Here is a 19,215-nt window from a genome sequence, read left to right as displayed (position 1 = left end):
GCGATATCATGGCCATAGCTCATAAAAGTGCAATAAGCGTAGGTTTACTTTATATACCGGTGGGATTATACAAAACAACAAAAGATATATCAGTAAGTTTCAATCAACTCTGTAAGGATACCCACGAACGGGTAAGGCAAAAGAAAATATGTCCTTCATGCAATAAAGAGGTAACAAGCGATGAAATTATAAAGGGTTATGAATACGAAAAGGGTAAGTATGTAACTTTCACGGAAGATGAATTGGAAAAAATAAAAACAAAGAAAGATAAGACAATACACATTGAACATTTTGCAATGTTGTCTGATGTAGATCAAATTTTTTATGAAAAAAATTATTATGTTGTCCCAGAACCGGGAGCAGAAAAAGCATACGAACTATTAAGACAGGCAATGTTAGCCCAGGCAAAAGTTGGAATTGCAAAAACTGTCCTTGGTACAACAGAAAGTCTTATCGTATTATATCCAACAAATGAAGGAATCATTGCAAAAACTCTTTTTTATCAGGCAGAAATACAAGCGGTGCCCGTAGCATCCGCCAAAGTAGAGGTCAGTAATCCAGAAATAGAAATGGCAAAAACAATGATTGACTCTATGACATCTACTTTTGACCCCGGTTTATATCATGATGAATATCAGGAAAAACTCCGGCAGGCAATTGAATCTAAAATTGCCGGAAAAGAGATAGTAAATGTTGACAAAGAGAGTCCAAACAATATCATCGACTTGATGGAAGCGATGAAGAAGACCGTTGAAATGACAAAGGGTAACAAAGGGTTAGCATAATGGATATTTTTGAAAGCAGGAATGTAAGCCCGATGCTGATTTCGGAAATGGTAGAACCATTTGATTCTCCAAATTTTATCTACGAGATAAAATGGGACGGGATCAGGACTCTGTCTTTTTTGGACTCAAAAACAGATATGAGAAACAAAAGAAACAAGCTCATGATTCCAATATTTCCAGAGTTGGAAAGTCTTTATAAACAGGTTAAAACGAAATGTATCATTGACCACGAGTTGCTTGTACTCAAAAATGGCATCCCTGATTTCTATGAAGTGCAAAAACGAGCGTTGATGAGCAATGCATTTAAAATAAAATTATCCGCCGATAAATATCCGGCTAGTGTCATCGCTTATGACATCTTATACTATAAAGATAAGGATATTACGATGCTCCCCTTAATCGAGAGAAAAAAATATCTAACTGATGTTGTAATTGAGAATCATTTAATTTCCGTTTCAAGATTTATAGAAAATGATGGAACAAAATTATTTGAACTTGTTAAAGAAAAAGGTCTGGAAGGAACCGTTGCAAAAAGAAAAGACAGTCTGTACTGGCCAGGTAAACGTACCAAAGACTGGGTAAAATGCAAAATAATGTCCACAGACGATTGTGTGGTCTGTGGATACATTCCGAAAGAAAATAATATGACCAGCCTGGTTCTTGGACAATACGATGATGATGTACTTGTATATAAGGGGCATGTCACACTCGGCGTAAGCTTAAGAGTATTAAAAGAGCATAATTATAAAGTGATCGATTACTCCCCTTTCGGTTATGTACCGCCAGGAAACGAGGATTGTGTTTGGCTGGCCCCGGAGCTGGTTTGTATCGTGGAATCAATGCCTACTGAAAAAGAAGGCTTTAGGCAGCCTGTATTTAAAGGTATACGAGATGACAAACTAGCCTTAGAATGTAAGGTATAAAAGGTGGGCCCGGAAATCCGTAGCCCACCTATGCATTCGAATTTCATGACACTTTGTTATCCTTGATGTCACATATTGTAAATGATATAATGGCTTTATCACAAAAACAGGAGGTAACGCATATGGAATTTACTTACGATTCAAATCAAATCGCTCTCTACCATTCCGATAACAATTTACTCGCCGAGGTTACTTTTCCAGCAGTTGACCAGAATACCGTAAATATCGATCATACCTATGTAGATGATTCTCTTAGAGGTCAGGGTGTGGCAGGACAGCTTATGGAAGCTGTAGCAAAACAATTGCGTTCTGAAAATAAAAAAGCCATACTGACATGCTCCTATGCCATTAAGTGGTTCGAAAAGCACCCTGAATATAATGATTTGGTGAAATAGATTCTCAGAAAATACCAGTGTACTTCAACCCATTACTGATGTAAGATATTTAAAAATGCCAAAGAGGTACATTCAATGTTAAATTCAAATAATAAGGGCAGTTCCTTTCAAGACTGTCTGGCTCTGGGATTCAGTCTGAGTCTTATATTCGGGGCTGTTATAAACAATTTGGGAATAGGGTTTATAATGGGAATATCTTTAAGCTTATTGTTAAGCAAGGGCTATTTTCAAAGACATTAAATTACATACACCATAATTCAATGATTTTTTCCGTTGTAATGTTTGATGGCTTGTACTGTGGTACGGCTCCAAAATCCGGCTCCAGCCTGCTCACTATTTAAAGGTGATTTATAAAAGTTCTTTAATTTGCGTCACAAAACCAATTTGTTTCCGTTAGTATATATGTAACATCATGGGGCGGAAGTTCTCCTTTGCTCTGCTTCCGCCCTTCCCTTTTTACGCGTACTTTCAGCTTGTTCACATAATTGGTATAAGTACATATATTAATATTACAGAACGACTTATCAAAGCAGCAGCAGAAAGAAGCAATAACAACTCTCAGCCGCCGCCCTACCAATGACAGATAACTCATTTTGGTTATGTCTTCTTTTCTAATGCTTCTGATAGGTGGTCCTGTAAAACTGCCCGATCATAAATATGAAACCTCAAAGGGGAGGAAACCATGGCATCTGGTTTCCGCCCCTTTAAAGATTAATCCGACCTTCTTTTTGTATTTGGTCCCATGCCTTCCCGGCGGGAATTATGTGTCTGATTCTGATTTTCCGGTTTGCCCTTTTCTGACATACCGTGATTCATTTCACTTTTATTTTTCTGGGAAAGCTTTTCCTGGTTATTCTTCATTTCCATCACCTCAGCAATAGTATGGTCTGACGATATAAGATTTATGTAAAAACAGCGTTCTCACGCATAATACAATCCACTGCTGTGCATCATAAAAATGAGGTGATGAACATGTCATATATAGCTCCTGCAGTCCAGGCCAAATTCGAGTCTCTTTCCATCGACTTAAAAAATGAAATCCTGGAGCGAAACGTACAAATTAACACCATTTACGATTTAATCCGTGTTTTGGAGGAGATTGTAAACGAAGGAAGTTGATTATTTTCCAAGAAAAACAGTCACAAGCCGGGATTGGCCTTATGGCTGTTTTTTAATGCAAAAACCAATGATTTTACTAATAGAAAAGGGGCCGGACACATAGGATCCGACCCATTAAAAAACGTAAAAATAATTATCTCCAATATCCGTAAGATGACTTGCACTGACGGCCATTGTTTGTGGTTGCACCCTTAGTCTTAGAACAAGAGCTGCTGTTCTTGCTGTTGGAACAGTTACCGCCAGAGCAGGTAGCTCCCTTTGTGCAAGAGGAACCGTTGGAGCAGTTGGATCCATTGGCGCAGTTGGAACCAGTAGTACAGTCCGTACCGTTGCTGCAGCTATTACCGTTGCCGCTGTTGCAGCCAAGCTTACTTAAGATGCTGTTAAGATCCCCAGACTGTCCAAAACAGTTTGAAAGGTTAATGCAATTACTTGTTGACACTGAGCAGGTTGCTGCCTGAGCGGTCATAGGAACACCTGCTACAGTAAGTGCGGTTGCTGCTGCTAAAACGAATACTGGTAATTTTCTCATGGTAATATCCTCCTTATTTGTTACGTAATTATTACATTTCTGTTACAAAATGTATCTTAACATACAGGAAATGGAATTTCACTAGGAGAAAATTGGCAATTACCCTCTATTTTCCAGCTCATATTCATTGATAGCCAGCTTCAATGCTCCCATGATTCCCTGGTTATCATTTAAGCTGGGAAGAACGATGTAATGCTCAATGTCTTCAAGTTCCTTTGTCTTGATATATCCGGCCAACTGGCGCTTCACTTCTTCTCTTACCAAAGGCATTATATGTTCCTGATGCATGACTCCTCCGCCCAGAATAATGCGCTGAGGAGAAAGAATCATAATATAATCTACCAGAGCCTGAGCGATGTAATATGCTTCTAATTCCCACACTTCTTTCCGGTCAGCCAGCTCTGCACCTTTCTTCCCCCACCGGGCTTCTATGGCAGGTCCTGAGGCCAGGCCTTCCATACATGTCTTGTGATAAGGACATTTTCCCTCATAGTCATCATCCGGATGCTTTGCCAGCAGCAAGTGGCCTCCTTCCGGATGCAGCATGCCATGAAGCAGTATTCCATTGGTGATGATTCCAGCCCCGATACCGGTTCCAATGGTGATATACATACTGTTTTCCAGACCCTTTGTAATACCCCAGGTAGCTTCCCCCAAAGCAGATCCATTCACATCTGTGTCAAACCCGACCGGGACCTTAAGGGCTTTTTTTAAGACTCCTACAATGTTATAGTTAGCCCAGGCAAGCTTTGGTGTAGTGGTGATGTAGCCATAGGTCTCCGAATTCCTGTTTAAGTCAATAGGGCCGAAGCAGCCGATCCCCAGGGCTTCTATTTCTTTATCTTTAAAATACTCGATAAGCTTCGGCATGGTGATCTCCGGTGTCTCAGTAGGTATGGAAATACGTTCAAAAATGTCACCGTTTTCATTACCAATGGCACAAACCATCTTTGTTCCGCCTGCCTCTAATGCTCCAAGTCTCATATTCATTTGCCTCCCTTTACTCTGGATTGGAACAGATGATAGACATCTTTCCCTCAAATCTGCACTCTCCGCTTTTTGCCGGTACGATGAAATGCTGTCCTGCCTCCAAAGGAATCCCGTTTACCGATCCTTTACCGCTTATTACACTTACATTGGTAAAATAATTTCCGAATTCTTTTGTAAAGACACCGTCAATATCATATTTATCTACGGAGTAAAACTTACAGGTCACTAAATGAGTGTGCACCGCGCCTGGTACTTTCTCTGTTATCGGATCAGCCTGTTCTTCCTTAAAAGGCGCCCTTATATTGTCAATGCTCTGCTCCACATGAAGCTGCCTTGGTTTTCCATTGGATAAACGGTCATAGTCATATACACGGTACGTGATATCGCTGCTCTGCTGGGTCTCAAATACAAGGGTCCCACCCTTGATGGCATGCAGACAGCCAGGCTCGATCTGGAAAAAGTCTCCTTTTTTGATTGGAACAGTTCGGATAAACTCCTTCCACCGGTGATCCCGTATCATGGTTTCCATCTCTTCCCGATCCCTGGCATGATGGCCGATCGCAATCTCAGTTCCCGGCTCACAGTCCAGAATATACCAGCACTCTGTTTTTCCAAGGGAGCCGTTTTCATGGGTTTTTGCATATAAATCATCGGGATGAACCTGGATACTCAAATCCTTTTTTGCATCAATAATCTTAACCAAAAGGGGGAACTTGTCTCCGGGATAATTCCCGAATATCTCCGGTTTCTCCTTCCACAGGTCGCTAAGCCGCCTGCCGTCATAGATACCTCCCGCAATTTTACATTCCCCATTCTCATGAGCACTGATCGCCCAGCATTCCCCGGTTGTTTCGCTTGGTATCTCATAGCCAAATACATCACGAAGTCTGGTGCCTCCCCAGATTGCCTCTATAAACACAGGCTCCAGAAACAAAAGTTCCATCTGTTTTCCTCCTTATGCAGTGATTTATGAACACTGCCTATATTTTACCTGAATAAACATAAAAGGAAAAGAGGTATTTCTACTTTTTCTCAAAAATGCCAGAATCAGTAACAAGTTCCACAAAGCAATAAGGAATGTTCGATTAATGAAAAAAGTGCCGGAATGACCGTTATGCGGATTCATCCTGACACTTTTCTTTCCATTCTTACATTCTTATTTAGAATCTTTTCCGTATACCTCAATCTGAGTGAGGGCCGGAAATGGGGAAGGATCATCTGCTTTTATTAAGTCGCTTAATTTCAGCCATGTGATATTCTTTCTCTCCAAAGAAAACAGATGAGGTTTCACGCTCTTTTCCATTTCCACTACCTCTTCCGTTCCGTCGGAAAACGTAAACTTGGCTTTCACCCACCAGTTATCATGTGGGAAATCTGCGCGTGTATACAAAGCAATCTTATCTAAATCTACAGGCCGGCCAAAGTCCAGGGTCATTTCTGCATCATCCTGACGATTGATTCCCCAGGATTCATATGGCCATGCACCATGGGATTCGTTGGCGAGAACGCCGTCAATGGCATTGCGCGCCGCAAACACCGCTTCTCCTCTGGTTTCCACATTGGCAAAGGCATGAGGGAAACAGCCTGTATCTCCGTGCTGGTCCATGACATTCTTTGCCAGGTTCCTGTAAATGTCTGCCTCATAGTCAAAGGCTTCCCGAATGGTCAGATAATGACGCTCCCCAGTAAAGGCTTCCGGGTTATAGGAAATCTTTTTCTCACCAAAGGGTATGGTATAAACCACTTCCTCCTTTGTCAGATAAACAAAGGACTCATCCATGCAGTCATCAATGCGTACCACATAATGAGTGCCTGTTTTATCAGTTGTGAATACGATGGCATCTCCTTCTTTGTATTCTCCTTCAAACACGAGGATTGCCTGATCCTCTCCCAATACGGATGCTTTTACTTTACCATCCTGGTTTCTTATCGCTATTGATACATTCGCCATGATCAGTCCTCCTGCTCTTCCTGCTCAAAATAGTCTTTATATTCTACTTCTATCTGATACTTCATTCTCTTCATACTGTAATACAGATGTTCTCTGAGGGACCGCTCCAGGCCATTGATGTCCTTTTTCTCCAGCAGTTCAAAAAGCTCTGTGTGCTCCCTGATGATTCTGGTAAAATCCGTTTCAGTTACAAAATCGAGCATACGGAACCTTGTGTAATGTAACTGTTGGGCCTGTATCATATCCCAAAGTTTTTGTTTGCCGGTAGCCTGATACCAAATGGCATGCATCTGTGCATCCATACGGTAAAACTGCTCCGGTTCAAATCCCTTTTCCTGAATCAGAGCCTGCTGCTTGCGGATCAGATACCGGACTTCTTCCATCCAGAGAGGCGTCGCCATATTCACAAAATCCCGCATGACCATGGTTTCCACCGCAACACGCATGTATATCATCTGCTTAATCGTATCCAGATTCAAAAGCGTTACCTGTGTGCCGGAATATGGCACCGAATTGACAAAACCCTGTTCCTGAAGCCTTCTCACTGCTTCCCTGACAGGCGTCCGGGATACGCCAAACCGTTCACAAATTTCATTTTCGCCGATGATCTGTCCAGGCTTTAATTCCAGATCCAGAATCTCCTGCTTTAATGTTTCAAACACCAACTCACCGCGGTTTTTATAGGTTTTGGTCTTTCCTTCCATTGAACCCTCTCCGTCCTCTATATTAGGCCTGTTAAAAAATATGCCATGACCTCCGCCCTGAAAGCAGACATCATGGTCATATTTTTAACACCAGAGCCGGCCGGGAAAAAAGGGCCGGACCTGATTACTGAAATCTGACTGTTACTGTGGCTGTTTGCCAATGTAAGCTAAGATACCGCCATCCACGTACAGGATATGTCCGTTAACAAAGTTGGAAGCGTCAGAGGAAAGGAATACTGCTGGACCTGAAAGATCCTCTGCTTCTCCCCAGCGTCCTGCCGGAGTCTTGGCAATAATGAACTGGTCAAATGGATGTCTGGAACCATCAGCCTGAGTCTCGCGCAGCGGTGCTGTCTGAGGAGTTGCGATGTAACCAGGTCCAATGCCGTTACACTGAATGTTGAATTCACCGTACTCAGATGCTATGTTCTTAGTCAGCATCTTAAGTCCGCCCTTTGCAGCTGCATATGCGGATACGGTCTCACGGCCAAGCTCGGACATCATGGAGCAGATGTTAATGATCTTTCCGTGGCCTTTTTTAATCATAGACGGAATAACTGCCTTGGCAACGATAAATGGAGCGTTCAAATCAACGTCAATTACCTGTCTGAACTGTTCGGCGGTCATATCGCACATAGGGATACGCTTGATTATACCTGCATTGTTTACCAGGATGTCGATCACGCCGACCTCCTTCTCGATCTGAGCTACCATAGCATTTACGCCATTTTCATCGGTAACGTCACATACATAACCATGAGCCTTAATTCCCTCTTCCTTATATGCTGCAATTCCCTTATCAACTAATTCCTGTTTGATATCATTAAAAACAATGGTTGCGCCTGCTGCTGCAAGACCTTTTGCAATGGCAAATCCAATGCCATAGGAAGCGCCTGTGACTAATGCAACTTTTCCATCAAGGGAAAACTGGTTTGCTAAATTCATGATTCAATCTCTCCTTTACTTATTTTTTGGGGGTCAGTTATTTCATCTTATTTGTGTTTCGGAATGTATCCAAACTATAAAATTTGTATACAAACCTAGCACCTTGTATATATGCTAGCATATCCCATCTCTTTTTTCAATATACATATTTAACAAACAATGACACTTTTAATTATCTATAATTTTTCAAGCACCGCTTTCCTGTCCAGGCACCAGCATGTCTTCCCCTTCTGACAACGAAGAAAATCCCGGCTTTCCTAGAGAAAACCGGGATTTTGATCATGAAATCCTGTTCAATATGTAGGTTCGGCTTCTGATTTCAGTCTTCCAACATCATCATTTTCCGATTTTTAAATTCCTGGAGTTTTCCTTCATTCCAGTCATGTACGGGACGGTAATATCCGGCGATCCGGCTGTATACGTCTGTCTGTTTCCCGCATTTCGGACAGGTCTCCTCTCTTCCGGAAAGATACCCGCAGGTCTGGCAGATGGAATATACCGGTGTAAAGGTCATATATGGAATATCGTAATTCTCTGCCATCTTCCTCAAAGAGTCCCGGATCCTTTTCCAGTCTTCTGCTTCCTGTTCCATATAGACGGAAAATACGTTGCCGGCCGTATAAAGAGGCTGGACCGTATTCTGGTTTTCAAGAACTTCTTTAAGTGTTCCTCCAAAATCAGAGGGGAGCTTGGTGCTGTTGGTATAATAAGGGACATCTCCTGCCATTCCGCCTGTCTTAATCTCCGGAAATTCCTTCTTATCAATCATTGCCAGACGGTAGGCTGCCGATTCCGCCGGAGTCGCTTCCAGGCAGTACAAATCTCCATACTCCAATTGATAACCGATCAGCTTCTTTTTTAAATGCATCAGCACATCCGCTGCAAAATCTCTTGTCCTTTGAGATTCCATTCCAGATTTTAGCCAGGAAGCGTTAAGCCCTGCCTCATTCATTCCAATCACGCCTATGGAAGAAAAGTGGTTTTCCAGGTTTTCCAGATAACAGGCCGTGTAAGGATAAAGCCCATTCTTTAAAAGTCTGCCGATAACATCCCGTTTAATCTTTAAGGATCTGGCCGCTATATCCGCCACCTGATCCAGACGTCTATAAAAGTCTGATTCATCTGCGGATAAAAATCCGATCCGTGAAAGATTTATGGTGACAACACCAATGGACCCGGTATTCTCTCCATATCCGAAAAATCCTCCTGACTTATTGCGAAGCTTTGTAAGATCCGGGGTAACGCCATGATAGGAGATTCTCACATCCCCCGGTACCTGACCGCCCCTGATATAGTTGGAAAAGTAAGGTGTTCCATAATGAGATGCCAGAGTAAATAATAGGCGGTTATTCTCTGTGTCCGACCAGTCAAAATCCTCAGACAGCCCATAAACCGGTATCGGATACTGAAATCCCATACCGCCTGCATCTCCGGCCAGCATGGTTTCTAAAAACGCCCGGTTTATCATATCCATCTCAGTCTGGCAGTCCCCGTAGGTATAGTCCATTCGCCGCCCCCCGACAATGGCCTTTTCCTCTCTCATATCCTCAGGAACCGTTAAATCCAGGGAAATATGGGAAAACGGTGCCTGGGTTCCCCAGCGGCTTGGCGTATTTACACCAAACACAAAAGCCTCCATGCATTTTTTAACCTTGTCATAGGTAAGTCCATCTGCCCTGACAAAAGGTGCAAGGTATGTATCAAAGGATGAGAAGGACTGGGAAGCAGCCCATTCATTCTGCATGATTCCGAGAAAATTGACCATCTGATTGCAAAGAGTTGCCAGATGCTTTGCAGGAGAGGCCGTAATCTTTCCGGTTATCCCTCCAAGCCCGTCCAGCAGAAGCTTTTTTAAAGACCAGCCGCAGCTGTATCCTGTTAACATGGAAAGGTCATGGATATGGATATCGCCTCTGTGATAAGCATCTGCGATCTCTTTATCGTAAATTTCAGAAAGCCAGTAATTTGCCGTCACCGCTCCGGAATTGTTAAGGATCAGACCTCCCACGGAATAGGTCACCGTAGAATTCTCCTTTACATGCCAGTCCTCTACCTTTACGTAGTTATCCACCACATCCTTATAATCAAGCGTCGTTGCTCCCAGGCTCCTGATCTTTTCTCTCTGTTTCCGGTACAGGATATAGGCCTTAGCCACATCCGTATATCCAGTCTCTTCCAGCACCTTTTCCACGCTGTCCTGGATATCCTCTACAGCAATCAGCCCTTCTTTCATCTTATCCTTAAAATCAGAGGAAACCCTTAAAGCCAGCAATTCCACAATGCTATCCGTATAATACTTTTCGGTTGCAGTAAATGCCTTTTTCATGGCTTCCTTGACCTTTGATAAATCAAAGTCCGCTTCCGCGCCATCCCTTTTCATAACCTTTAACATGTTAGTCCTTCTCCTTTAAATCCTATTTGACCTGATAGATCATGATGTTGTCCCTGCTATGTAATTCCTGCTGAAAATATCCGCTTTCCCCATTTACTTCTAATATCACCTGTCCGGTTACGTTTTTAAAATCCAGTCCTGAATATTCCAGCATGTCCATCAGATAATAAGGACGATGGTCTGGCTTTAAGGGAAGAGTCAGAGGGTTGTTATTCAGAAAGAACGTGATTTTCCCTTTGCTCTCACGGCTCTTTTCTCCCTGCTTGTTATCTGCCTCACGGTCTGGATCTGTGCCGGTGGCTGACTTATGAACGCTGGAATCGGCTTCCTCCTGCTCTTCTTTTATTTCAGCCGCTGTTGTTTCTATTACAATGCTGTCACCGGGTTCCAAGGGCACATCTCCCTTCGCCTCCTCACCGTTTACCAGCACTTTGTTCCCTTTCCCAAGCTCCGCCACATCAGAGAGCATTGCCGAAGCATTTTTTCCGCGGGTGGCTGGGATGAATACGATCCAGTCCTCCGTATTTACGGGATCAGAAAGCTGGGTCTTTTCTCCATTGAGCGTTAAGACAGACGGCTCTGCTTTCTCTCCATAAAAGACTGTTCGTTTTCCATTGACGCTCACCACAAGATTCTGACCGGAACGCCCGATCATATCCTGATAATTGTAGCCGTTCATCATCAGCACATCCATAACAGTAAAGCTGCCGTTTCGAAAGAGCTTGGCCGGCCTGTCATTTAAAATAACGCGGAAGCTGTCATTGACAATGCTGAAGCCTGCGGATATAACGATTCCGAGAGGAGTTGCAAATTCAGGATTCTCAAGATCATACTCATCCGAATACGCATTGATTTTAAAATTGTTGCCGGCAATGGCAACCCGTTTGGGGTCAATCTTTAAATGCTCTACAATCCCCTCTTTTAGACCGGAGAGCCTGCTTCCTCCCCCTGCCAGAAATACTGCCGACGGCATCCCGCCGTTTACCTCCAGAATTTTTGCTGATATCTCCTCGCAAAGCCTGGAGGACGCTTCTTTGATGCACTCGAAGATGGATTCCCGCGTGATAATTTGTTCAAATCCCAGGATATCTGTAAAATGAATCTCTGCGCCTTCGTCGATCTCTGACTTGATCTTTTCTGCAGTATCAAAATCAACCAGATACTCCTTCATAATGGTCTCGGTAATCTCGTCTCCTGCAAGTATGGCCATGGTATAGCCGGTCACGCAGCCGTCCCTGCAGACAGCAATATCTGAGGTCCCTGCCCCTATATCCACCATTGCCAGGTTCAAAAGGCGGATATTCTGAGGGATTGCAGCATTGATGGCGGCAATGGGCTCCAAAGTAAGGCTCGCTACCTCCAGACCAATTTTATTCATGGCCGCATAAAGGCTTTCCACCACCTCTGTGGGAAGAAAGGTTGCTATAATATCGGCTTTTAATACCCGTCCATGATGATCGATCAGATTGGATATCATGTAGTTATCCAGATAATAGCGGCTTACCGTATATCCAACCAGGTAAAACTGCCGGTCCGAATCCTTGTCTTCTCTATTCATAAATAATTTTTCTGCTTCGCTGATTGCACCTGCCTCCAGGCGGCTGACGGATTCTATATCGATCTTCTGAGGTCTGGAGAGTTCCATCTCATAAGTCACGCTTTCAGTCCTCAGCGCTCTTCCGGCGGCAGCTACAGAGACCTTATCAAGCCTGCACCCAAGCTTTTTCTCCAGCCTGTCCTTGACCTGGCCTGCAATCTTTGCCACTTGTTCAATATCCTCGATCTGGCCGTCAATCATCGCCCGTTTTGTGTGCTCGGCTCTCTCTATGGCAACGATATGAATTCTGTCCCCGTCAGGCATGCCCACCATACCGATGATGCTCCGGGTTCCTATATCCAGAGCGAAAACAGCCTGATCCGGAAGTGTGTCTGTCAAAATACTATGTCTGTTATCCATAAATAATGCCCCATTCTCTTGTATATTTGTCTTTTATTCTACTAGTATAAACAGCCTCCGTCAATCGAATAAAGGAAAATTTTGGAGTAAAAGCGTGTAAATTGGTACAATAAAACAGACCGCAGCTTAAGGACTTACGCTGCGGCCTGTTTTTATCAGCACTGATTTCTTATATCAAAGCTTGGATTGAATGCATAGAAATTCCTGCTGTCCAGATTATCCTGGACGACCCTCAAGGCCTCTCCGAACCTCTGGAAATGAACAACTTCACGTTCTCTTAAAAAACGAATCGGATCACAAATCTCAGGATCGGATACTACACGGAGAATGTTATCGTAAGTACTCCTCGCCTTCTGCTCTGCCGCCATATCCTCCACCAGATCAGTGATCGGATCTCCCTTTGACTGGAATTGGTTGGCATTAAACGGGACTCCTCCTGCTGCCTGTGGCCAAATGCCTGTCGTATGATCAATATAGTAAGGACCAAATCCTGATTCCACCACCTGCTCTGGTGTTAAGTTTCTGGTCAGCTGGTGGACAATGGTTGCTACAATCTCAAGGTGAGCTAGCTCGTTGGTACTTGACAGATATCAGTAATATAATTATTCCAGATTATTCCTTTTGACTTATCGAACACTTGTTCTTATACTTATATACGGAGGTGATGGTAATTATGGCAGGAATGTGCGGACTTGCGCCAGATATCAATAAATGTCCCAACTACAATGCAGATACGGTAATTTGTGCAGCAAATAACAAAGCATGTGGATTTTATAGGATATCAGGTGAGAAAAAAGAAGAAAAATCAGAATACAAAAGAAAAGCAAGATGGTATGAACAGTATTATAGGAGGTAGGGAAATAGACACCCTACCTCTTTTTCGCAAAGTGACAAATATTATTTAGTTTGCGGTATCCCTATCTTGATAAGCTAATGATATTACCAGTTTGGTTCGAAAATGCTTTCCATTATGATTAAGTACTTAAAAGCATATTTAATAAATTTTGAATATCTAATCTTCCATATCCCCATATATTATTTGGGTAAGTTACTCCCGGATCACGCAGAGCATTAAACGTTAACAGCCCTCTAATTTGATTCCCATTTAAATTGATATAATTTATTTCTATACTTGCCCACTCCAAGGCTACCGCAATGGCACCCGCTGCATATCCAACAGCTGCTCCGGTTCCGCTGATCATTCCATACTGATTCTCTGGAACAGCACACGGTATCTGGTAACCAGGAGCCGCTATATCGGGCTTAATGACACGTAACCTGGTATAACCTCTTCCTGAATCAGTTAATATGCTATTATTGATTTGATTATAGGCTGCAACGGTTAAGGGATCCGTCGTATTTCCTGGTGCAGTTATCGTAGTATCCGGATCTGCATTCATGAAATAGGTCCCGTCAGATATCAAAGTTCCAGAAGGTAACCACGCATGAAAAGAAAACGGTGTAGTTTCTACACCTAAAATACGTAAATACCAAGTTCCTGGATAAGGATTTTTAAAACGTATTAAAATTAATGGATTTCTTCTGCCACTCTGAAAAACAAAATTGTTTACAAAAAGAATACTCCGGCTTTGCTCAAAAGCAAACTCATTACAGGCAAACGAAGGATAAATAGTTGATGTAGATTCCCCCAAAGGCGATATGATCTCAATAGATAAGCTGCTTGGCGCATATGGCCAAATTTCCATAGAAAATAATTTGTCACTGCTCCCTACATTCAATTGAATATCATGATAATAAGGCTCAGAAAAAGCATAGCCAAAATAATGCCTTTCCTTGTTTGCTTCATCTCCTGTCGCTATAGCAACTCCAATATTTGGCAATTTTGCAATGCCGTTTAAAAAAGTACTGATAGGGCTAATTCCATCATGGCCGCCTTGATTACTCCCTAATGCAATGCATATAACTAAAGGACGATTTAAGTTCTGAGATACAGTAATTAAATACCTTATTCCAAGTATTAAATCTGTCTCTTGAAAGCACAAAGAATCATCTGGAACCAAAAATAACTGTTTAAGATTTTCTTTTGCTTCCTTTAGCTTCACAATCAAAAATTCAGATTCCGGTACAATACCACTAAAAGACTGATTGGAATCGGGACTGCCAGCGATAATGCTGGCAATCGCTGTTCCATGCCCGTTTGTGTCTGTGGAGGGAACTATGGACAATGGATCATTTAATGTCAATGCCTGATTAATCGTTTCTCCAGTATATTCACTTCCAAATGTAAAACCCGCAGGAATCGTGCCACTTTGTTCTGACTGATCCCATATAGAAATGATACGTGTCTTCTTCTTATTATTAAGAAACGCTGGATGCTGATAATCAATCCCTGTGCCTATAACACCAATAATAATATCTTTCCCATGCAAAGCAGGTTCAGAACTAAACCGAAAGCTTTCTTTATTTACTTTATTTCTGTCAATTATCGATATCGGGGTATATAGATCAGGTAAATAATAATAAGGAATCTGGTTTTGGCCACAGATATTTATTTTAGATGTACTAACATGTAGTATATGATGCGTCTCATTCAATGGGGTTACATCTTCATTGTTCATCGGACTCATTGTATTTTCAACAATCAAGTCGTAATAATTTTCATCCAGAATTTTTTTCATACATTAATAATTTCCTTATAACAAAAGATATTTATAAATTTTATGCAAAAAATAATATAGTTATGTGAGATGCTTAGGATTTATGATTAACTGCCGCTCTGTCGGTAATATGCATGATCTCACATCAATTATTTAGCATTTACCATGCGCCTTTTTATAGCCGTAATCCCCAGAATAACACCTGACGACAATGCAGACAGTCCAAATAAGTAGGATAGCGGAATCAAAGCAAACGGTTCTACCAGAAATCCTTCTGCAGTCACATAACAGCCGATTAAATTATATGCCACCACGCACCCCACACTGGCAATAATAGAAAAAAGGAATATGCCAGCGATAAAGGAGGAAAATCTATCCTGTTTCCATTTCTTTGCAATATTATTCATAACTTTTACATCCTCCATATTATTAACCGTTTTTATCTCTATGTTGATCTTCTTCAATTCGTCACGGCACTTTTCACAGGTTGATAAGTGCTCTTCAACTAATTTGCAGCTATCCTTACTACATACATTATCGTGATATAATGGGAGCAGGTCCTTTATTACTTCGCAGGTTATTCGCATTCTATTTTCTCCTTTAATTTCATTTTAGCTCGATGGTAAGTGACCCTAGCCCAGCTTTCTGTTCTTTCAAATAAGCTGCCTATCTGTGAAAAGGATAAATCTCCAAATACTCGCAGCATAAAAACTTCCTTATAGGGTTCGCCTAGGCTATGAAGTTCTTTGTGAATGTTAAATACAGATTCTTTCGATAAAAGGCTCTGCTCAATCGTTGAATCAACATGAATATCTTCCGCCTCAGTCAAGTCCTCATGATACTTTTCTTTCTTTCTGTAAGTGAAGAATGTATTTTTTGCTATCTGACATAACCACACATAGATCTTGCACTTCCCATCAAATTTATCGATATTTTTTAAAGCCTTAAAAAATGTCTCTTGTGTTATTTCTTCCGCAATCATTTCATCCCTACTTATTGACAAAACATACTTATAAACATCCTTAAAGTAAAGATGATATATTTCATTGAAGTCCGTCACTTTTTCACCTCGCTTTCATATATAAGACTACGGAGAATCGAGTTCGTTACAATTTTTTAAATTTTAGCATGCCTCTTTGACATATGCTATTTAAAGATCATTTATATCCATATAACATACAATAATCCGCAAAATACTAAATCTCATGAAAAATGATTAATTTATTACATAACTTATTATTTTATCTTTGTTCACGAACTACTCATATATCATTCAATTTTATGGTTTTAATTGGAAGCCAATCATAGAATCATATTATTAAATGAATGGTATACTAAAAATAGTCAGGAGGTAAACTATGAGCAAAGATCATTCAAAAAAAAGTACAAAGAATCATAAAAAAGAAGATGGTACTTTTCATTCAAAACATATCAACCACAATCCACAAGCCGAAAGCGCACGAGCCGTGTTCGGATTAAAGGCAGATAATTCGAAAGATAAAGAATCTTAGACTCCAAATATCATTGAAATAATCCGTAAAAGAAAGGAGTTATCTTATGAATAAAGTACACTATGACATATCAGGCATACAGAATTCGGAGATAAAAACTCAGCTTAAAAACGCACTAGATAAAGTAGATGGAATCTCTACGGTCAATATTGATGCAACAAGAGGTTCCATTGAAGTTGGTTATAATGAATCAACGGACGAAACTTCTATTAAATCTTGCATCGAAAATGTTGGATGCAAAATACAGGGCCAATCTAACGAATTCTGAGAAGAACCTTGTGTTAAAGAGTTTTTACTATATAAGAGTAGGGGGAAACCCCTATTCTTTCTTTTGTATCCATTACTTGACATGCTAGTAGCTGCCCTCTTTCCGCTCCCCGATTTTTTCTCTTCTCCCTCTTGCTTCTCCGGCAATGCTTGTCCAATGGCTCCGGCCTCAGCCGGTTCCTTCCTTTTGTTTCTTTTCCTTATCATGATAAATACCAGCAGCAATTCGACCAACGTTATCCAGGATTTCCTGACGTTCAGCTGCTGTTCTTACAACACAGTCATCATGGCCACGGACAATGGTATTACCTATTTTCATTTCAAAAATTACCATAAACAGCACCTCCCCTTCGCTTAAAGCTATGCAGTATTGGTTGTACTTGTTGCTTACTTCTTTCCTTCCTCTCATAATCATTGCATGGCTATAACTACCCGATGCTGCCAAAACCGGGCAGCTTAACTAAACACCCTTACTAGGGCGTATTTTTGTGCCCAAAATACAATAAACTGTATAAGGAGATGATATAATGTTAGATCTGTCAGGAACTTATTATATGTACTTAAGAAAATCAAGAGAAGACCGGGATGCAGAAGCCCATGGGGAGGGTGAAACCCTTGCCCGGCATGAAAACAGATTAAACGAGCTTGCAGAGCAGTTAGGTATTACCATTTCTCATGTTTACCGGGAAGTCGTTTCTGGCGAAACCATTGCTGCCAGACCAGAAATGATGCAGCTGATTTCTGACATAGAAAACAATCGGCCAGACGGCGTTCTTGTCATAGAGCTTGAACGTCTGGCTCGTGGGGATACCAGAGATCAGGGGCTTATCATGGAAACATTCAAATACGGCAATACGAAAATTATTACCCCCATGAAGACTTATGATCCGAATGATGAATTTGACGAAGAATATGCTGAATTCGGCCTTTTTATGAGCCGGCGAGAATATAAGGTAATCAACCGCCGTCTGCAAAATGGACGCCGTGCATCTGTAAAAGAAGGGAAATGGACCGGCAATGTTGCTCCTTATGGGTACGAGAGAATGAAGCTCCCTCATGAGAAGGGATTCACCTTAAAACCGCTTCCGGAAGAATCCAAAATAGTACAATATGTTTTTCAGTTATTTACATCCGGGACTCCTGAATCTGATAATCTTCCACTTGGCACCACACAAATAGCCCATTTACTTGATGATATGAAGATTCCTCCCCGTAAATCAGATCACTGGGAAACCAGCGTGATTAGAGGAATGCTGCGAAACTACGCCTACATAGGGAAGCTGGAAACCGGGAAGCGCAAGCAAATCAAAATTATAGAAAACGGTACGGTAAAGCGATCGCGGCCGATCAATACAGATTGTGAGATATTTGATGCCATTCATCCTCCAATCATAGATGATCGTGTTTTTTCCGCAGCCCAGAAAAGATTGGAAGCCAATTTTAGACCCTCCGCTTTCCTTACAATAAAATCCCCCTTGGCTGGCCTGTTGTATTGCAGTGAATGTAATATGTCAATGTACCGCCGACCAGCAGGTTCCAAAAATCCTACCGATACCATTCTGTGTAAAACTCATAAATGCCCTACTGTTGGCTCTTTTTATTATTTAGTTGAAGAACGCTTATTACAGTTCTTGGAAAGATACTTAAAAGATTATAAAATAAAAGTACAGAATGAGGATTCCGGAGATTGGACGGAAGTAATAGACAGGAAAATAGCAGTATTAGCCGGGTATCAGAATGAAGCTTCTATCCTCAATAAACAGCTTGAGACAGTATATGACTATTTTGAACAACAGGTTTATTCCTTGGATTTATTCCGCAAGCGATCAAAAGAGCTTACTAAGAAAATAGATGAAAATGATAGGCTAATAGAAAATATCCAGAGTGAAATCATTGAGGTCAGAAACCGTTTAGAAAAGAAGGAGGAGTTTATCCCGTACTTTGAAGGAATATTAAGGTCGTACACGGAAACAGAAGATCCTCTCAGGAAAAACATTCTTCTCAAACAGGTGGTAGACCATGTGTACTATACGAAAACTAAAAAGGGCAATCGCCTGGGCCAGGGAAATGACCTATTTACTCTGGATGTTTATTTAAAACTTCCCAACCTGGATCTATGAGACTTT

At 41.5% G+C, this 19,215-nt stretch carries 21 protein-coding genes and 1 pseudogene; 8 read left to right on the top strand and 14 right to left on the bottom strand.

Features of this window, described 5'->3' with window-relative positions; translation table 11 throughout:
- Positions 1 to 8 precede the first annotated feature (8 nt).
- From ku to H171_RS02980, 3 genes are all read left to right on the top strand, one after another.
- Positions 9 to 785, top strand: coding sequence for a non-homologous end joining protein Ku (gene ku, locus H171_RS02990; protein WP_100303821.1), 777 nt, complete (start codon positions 9 to 11; stop codon positions 783 to 785).
- Positions 785 to 1,708, top strand: a complete 924-nt coding sequence (locus H171_RS02985; protein WP_100303820.1) for an ATP-dependent DNA ligase — start codon at positions 785 to 787, stop codon at positions 1,706 to 1,708. Before ku ends, H171_RS02985 begins: the two co-directional genes overlap by 1 nt.
- Before the next feature lie 122 nt (positions 1,709 to 1,830).
- Positions 1,831 to 2,103: a GNAT family N-acetyltransferase gene (locus H171_RS02980; RefSeq protein WP_100303819.1), complete on the top strand. Its 273-nt coding sequence runs from the start codon at positions 1,831 to 1,833 to the stop codon at positions 2,101 to 2,103.
- 711 nt (positions 2,104 to 2,814) lie between these two features.
- On the opposite strand, the gene H171_RS24275 is transcribed toward H171_RS02980, so the two are convergent.
- A complete protein-coding gene (locus H171_RS24275; protein WP_166433577.1) occupies positions 2,815 to 2,964 on the bottom strand; it encodes a hypothetical protein in 150 nt (49 codons plus the stop codon).
- Positions 2,965 to 3,075: 111 nt separating this feature from the next.
- Between H171_RS24275 and H171_RS24270 the strand changes: the two genes are divergently transcribed.
- Positions 3,076 to 3,222: a hypothetical protein gene (locus H171_RS24270; protein WP_166433587.1), complete on the top strand. Its 147-nt coding sequence runs from the start codon at positions 3,076 to 3,078 to the stop codon at positions 3,220 to 3,222.
- Between the two features lie 133 nt (positions 3,223 to 3,355).
- Here the strand turns inward: H171_RS24270 and H171_RS02975 are convergent, their stop codons facing one another.
- From H171_RS02975 to H171_RS02935, 9 genes and pseudogenes are all read right to left on the bottom strand, one after another.
- Positions 3,356 to 3,754 carry a surface protein gene (locus H171_RS02975; RefSeq protein WP_100303818.1) on the bottom strand — a complete coding sequence of 133 codons (399 nt, stop codon included), beginning with the start codon at positions 3,752 to 3,754 and terminating at the stop codon, positions 3,356 to 3,358.
- Between the two features lie 99 nt (positions 3,755 to 3,853).
- Complete coding sequence (locus tag H171_RS02970) at positions 3,854 to 4,738, bottom strand: ROK family protein (protein WP_100303817.1); 885 nt, start codon at positions 4,736 to 4,738, stop codon at positions 3,854 to 3,856.
- A gap of 16 nt (positions 4,739 to 4,754) precedes the next feature.
- Entirely contained in the window at positions 4,755 to 5,687 is a 933-nt protein-coding gene (locus H171_RS02965; RefSeq protein ID WP_100303816.1) for a type I phosphomannose isomerase catalytic subunit, read from the bottom strand.
- A gap of 213 nt (positions 5,688 to 5,900) precedes the next feature.
- The gene (locus tag H171_RS02960; RefSeq protein ID WP_100303815.1) at positions 5,901 to 6,695 is read right to left on the bottom strand and encodes a carbohydrate-binding protein; all 795 of its coding nucleotides are present in this window, start codon (positions 6,693 to 6,695) and stop codon (positions 5,901 to 5,903) included.
- Between the two features lie 2 nt (positions 6,696 to 6,697).
- Complete coding sequence (locus H171_RS02955; RefSeq protein ID WP_100303814.1) at positions 6,698 to 7,399, bottom strand: GntR family transcriptional regulator; 702 nt, start codon at positions 7,397 to 7,399, stop codon at positions 6,698 to 6,700.
- Between the two features lie 141 nt (positions 7,400 to 7,540).
- Positions 7,541 to 8,344: a gluconate 5-dehydrogenase gene (locus H171_RS02950; protein ID WP_100303813.1), complete on the bottom strand. Its 804-nt coding sequence runs from the start codon at positions 8,342 to 8,344 to the stop codon at positions 7,541 to 7,543.
- A gap of 319 nt (positions 8,345 to 8,663) precedes the next feature.
- Complete coding sequence (locus H171_RS02945; RefSeq protein ID WP_100303812.1) at positions 8,664 to 10,736, bottom strand: ribonucleoside triphosphate reductase; 2,073 nt, start codon at positions 10,734 to 10,736, stop codon at positions 8,664 to 8,666.
- A 22-nt stretch (positions 10,737 to 10,758) separates the two neighbouring features.
- Positions 10,759 to 12,693 (bottom strand): cell division protein FtsA, encoded by a 1,935-nt coding sequence (locus tag H171_RS02940; protein ID WP_100303811.1) that lies wholly within the window; start codon positions 12,691 to 12,693, stop codon positions 10,759 to 10,761.
- A 155-nt stretch (positions 12,694 to 12,848) separates the two neighbouring features.
- Positions 12,849 to 13,271 (bottom strand): annotated as a pseudogene (locus H171_RS02935) (manganese catalase family protein); the annotation flags it as partial.
- 95 nt (positions 13,272 to 13,366) lie between these two features.
- Between H171_RS02935 and H171_RS02930 the strand changes: the two are divergent.
- On the top strand, positions 13,367 to 13,549 hold the full coding sequence (locus H171_RS02930) for a hypothetical protein (protein ID WP_100303809.1): 183 nt from the start codon (positions 13,367 to 13,369) through the stop codon (positions 13,547 to 13,549).
- Between the two features lie 118 nt (positions 13,550 to 13,667).
- Here the strand turns inward: H171_RS02930 and H171_RS02925 are convergent, their stop codons facing one another.
- From H171_RS02925 to H171_RS02915, 3 genes are all read right to left on the bottom strand, one after another.
- Positions 13,668 to 15,332, bottom strand: coding sequence for a S8 family peptidase (locus H171_RS02925; protein WP_100303808.1), 1,665 nt, complete (start codon positions 15,330 to 15,332; stop codon positions 13,668 to 13,670).
- Between the two features lie 128 nt (positions 15,333 to 15,460).
- A complete protein-coding gene (locus H171_RS02920) occupies positions 15,461 to 15,898 on the bottom strand; it encodes a DUF3955 domain-containing protein (protein ID WP_100303807.1) in 438 nt (145 codons plus the stop codon).
- The gene (locus tag H171_RS02915) at positions 15,889 to 16,371 is read right to left on the bottom strand and encodes an RNA polymerase sigma factor (RefSeq protein WP_100303806.1); all 483 of its coding nucleotides are present in this window, start codon (positions 16,369 to 16,371) and stop codon (positions 15,889 to 15,891) included. The genes H171_RS02920 and H171_RS02915 overlap by 10 nt, the downstream gene beginning before the upstream one ends.
- A 298-nt stretch (positions 16,372 to 16,669) precedes the next feature.
- Here H171_RS02915 and H171_RS24265 point away from each other — a divergent pair, with 298 nt between their 5' ends.
- On the top strand, positions 16,670 to 16,822 hold the full coding sequence (locus H171_RS24265; RefSeq protein WP_166433586.1) for a CPC_1213 family protein: 153 nt from the start codon (positions 16,670 to 16,672) through the stop codon (positions 16,820 to 16,822).
- Positions 16,823 to 16,868: 46 nt separating this feature from the next.
- The gene (locus H171_RS02910; RefSeq protein ID WP_100303805.1) at positions 16,869 to 17,090 is read left to right on the top strand and encodes a heavy metal transporter; all 222 of its coding nucleotides are present in this window, start codon (positions 16,869 to 16,871) and stop codon (positions 17,088 to 17,090) included.
- A gap of 168 nt (positions 17,091 to 17,258) precedes the next feature.
- On the opposite strand, the gene H171_RS24030 is transcribed toward H171_RS02910, so the two are convergent.
- Entirely contained in the window at positions 17,259 to 17,423 is a 165-nt protein-coding gene (locus tag H171_RS24030; protein ID WP_157803102.1) for a hypothetical protein, read from the bottom strand.
- Positions 17,424 to 17,616: 193 nt separating this feature from the next.
- Here H171_RS24030 and H171_RS02905 point away from each other — a divergent pair, with 193 nt between their 5' ends.
- Positions 17,617 to 19,209 (top strand): recombinase family protein, encoded by a 1,593-nt coding sequence (locus H171_RS02905; RefSeq protein WP_100303804.1) that lies wholly within the window; start codon positions 17,617 to 17,619, stop codon positions 19,207 to 19,209.
- Positions 19,210 to 19,215 lie beyond the last annotated feature (6 nt).

Origin of the sequence: [Clostridium] celerecrescens 18A, assembly GCF_002797975.1 — a bacterium.
GTDB classification, from domain to species: Bacteria; Bacillota; Clostridia; order Lachnospirales; family Lachnospiraceae; genus Lacrimispora; species Lacrimispora celerecrescens.
This window is presented reverse-complemented; position numbering and strand designations above follow the sequence as displayed.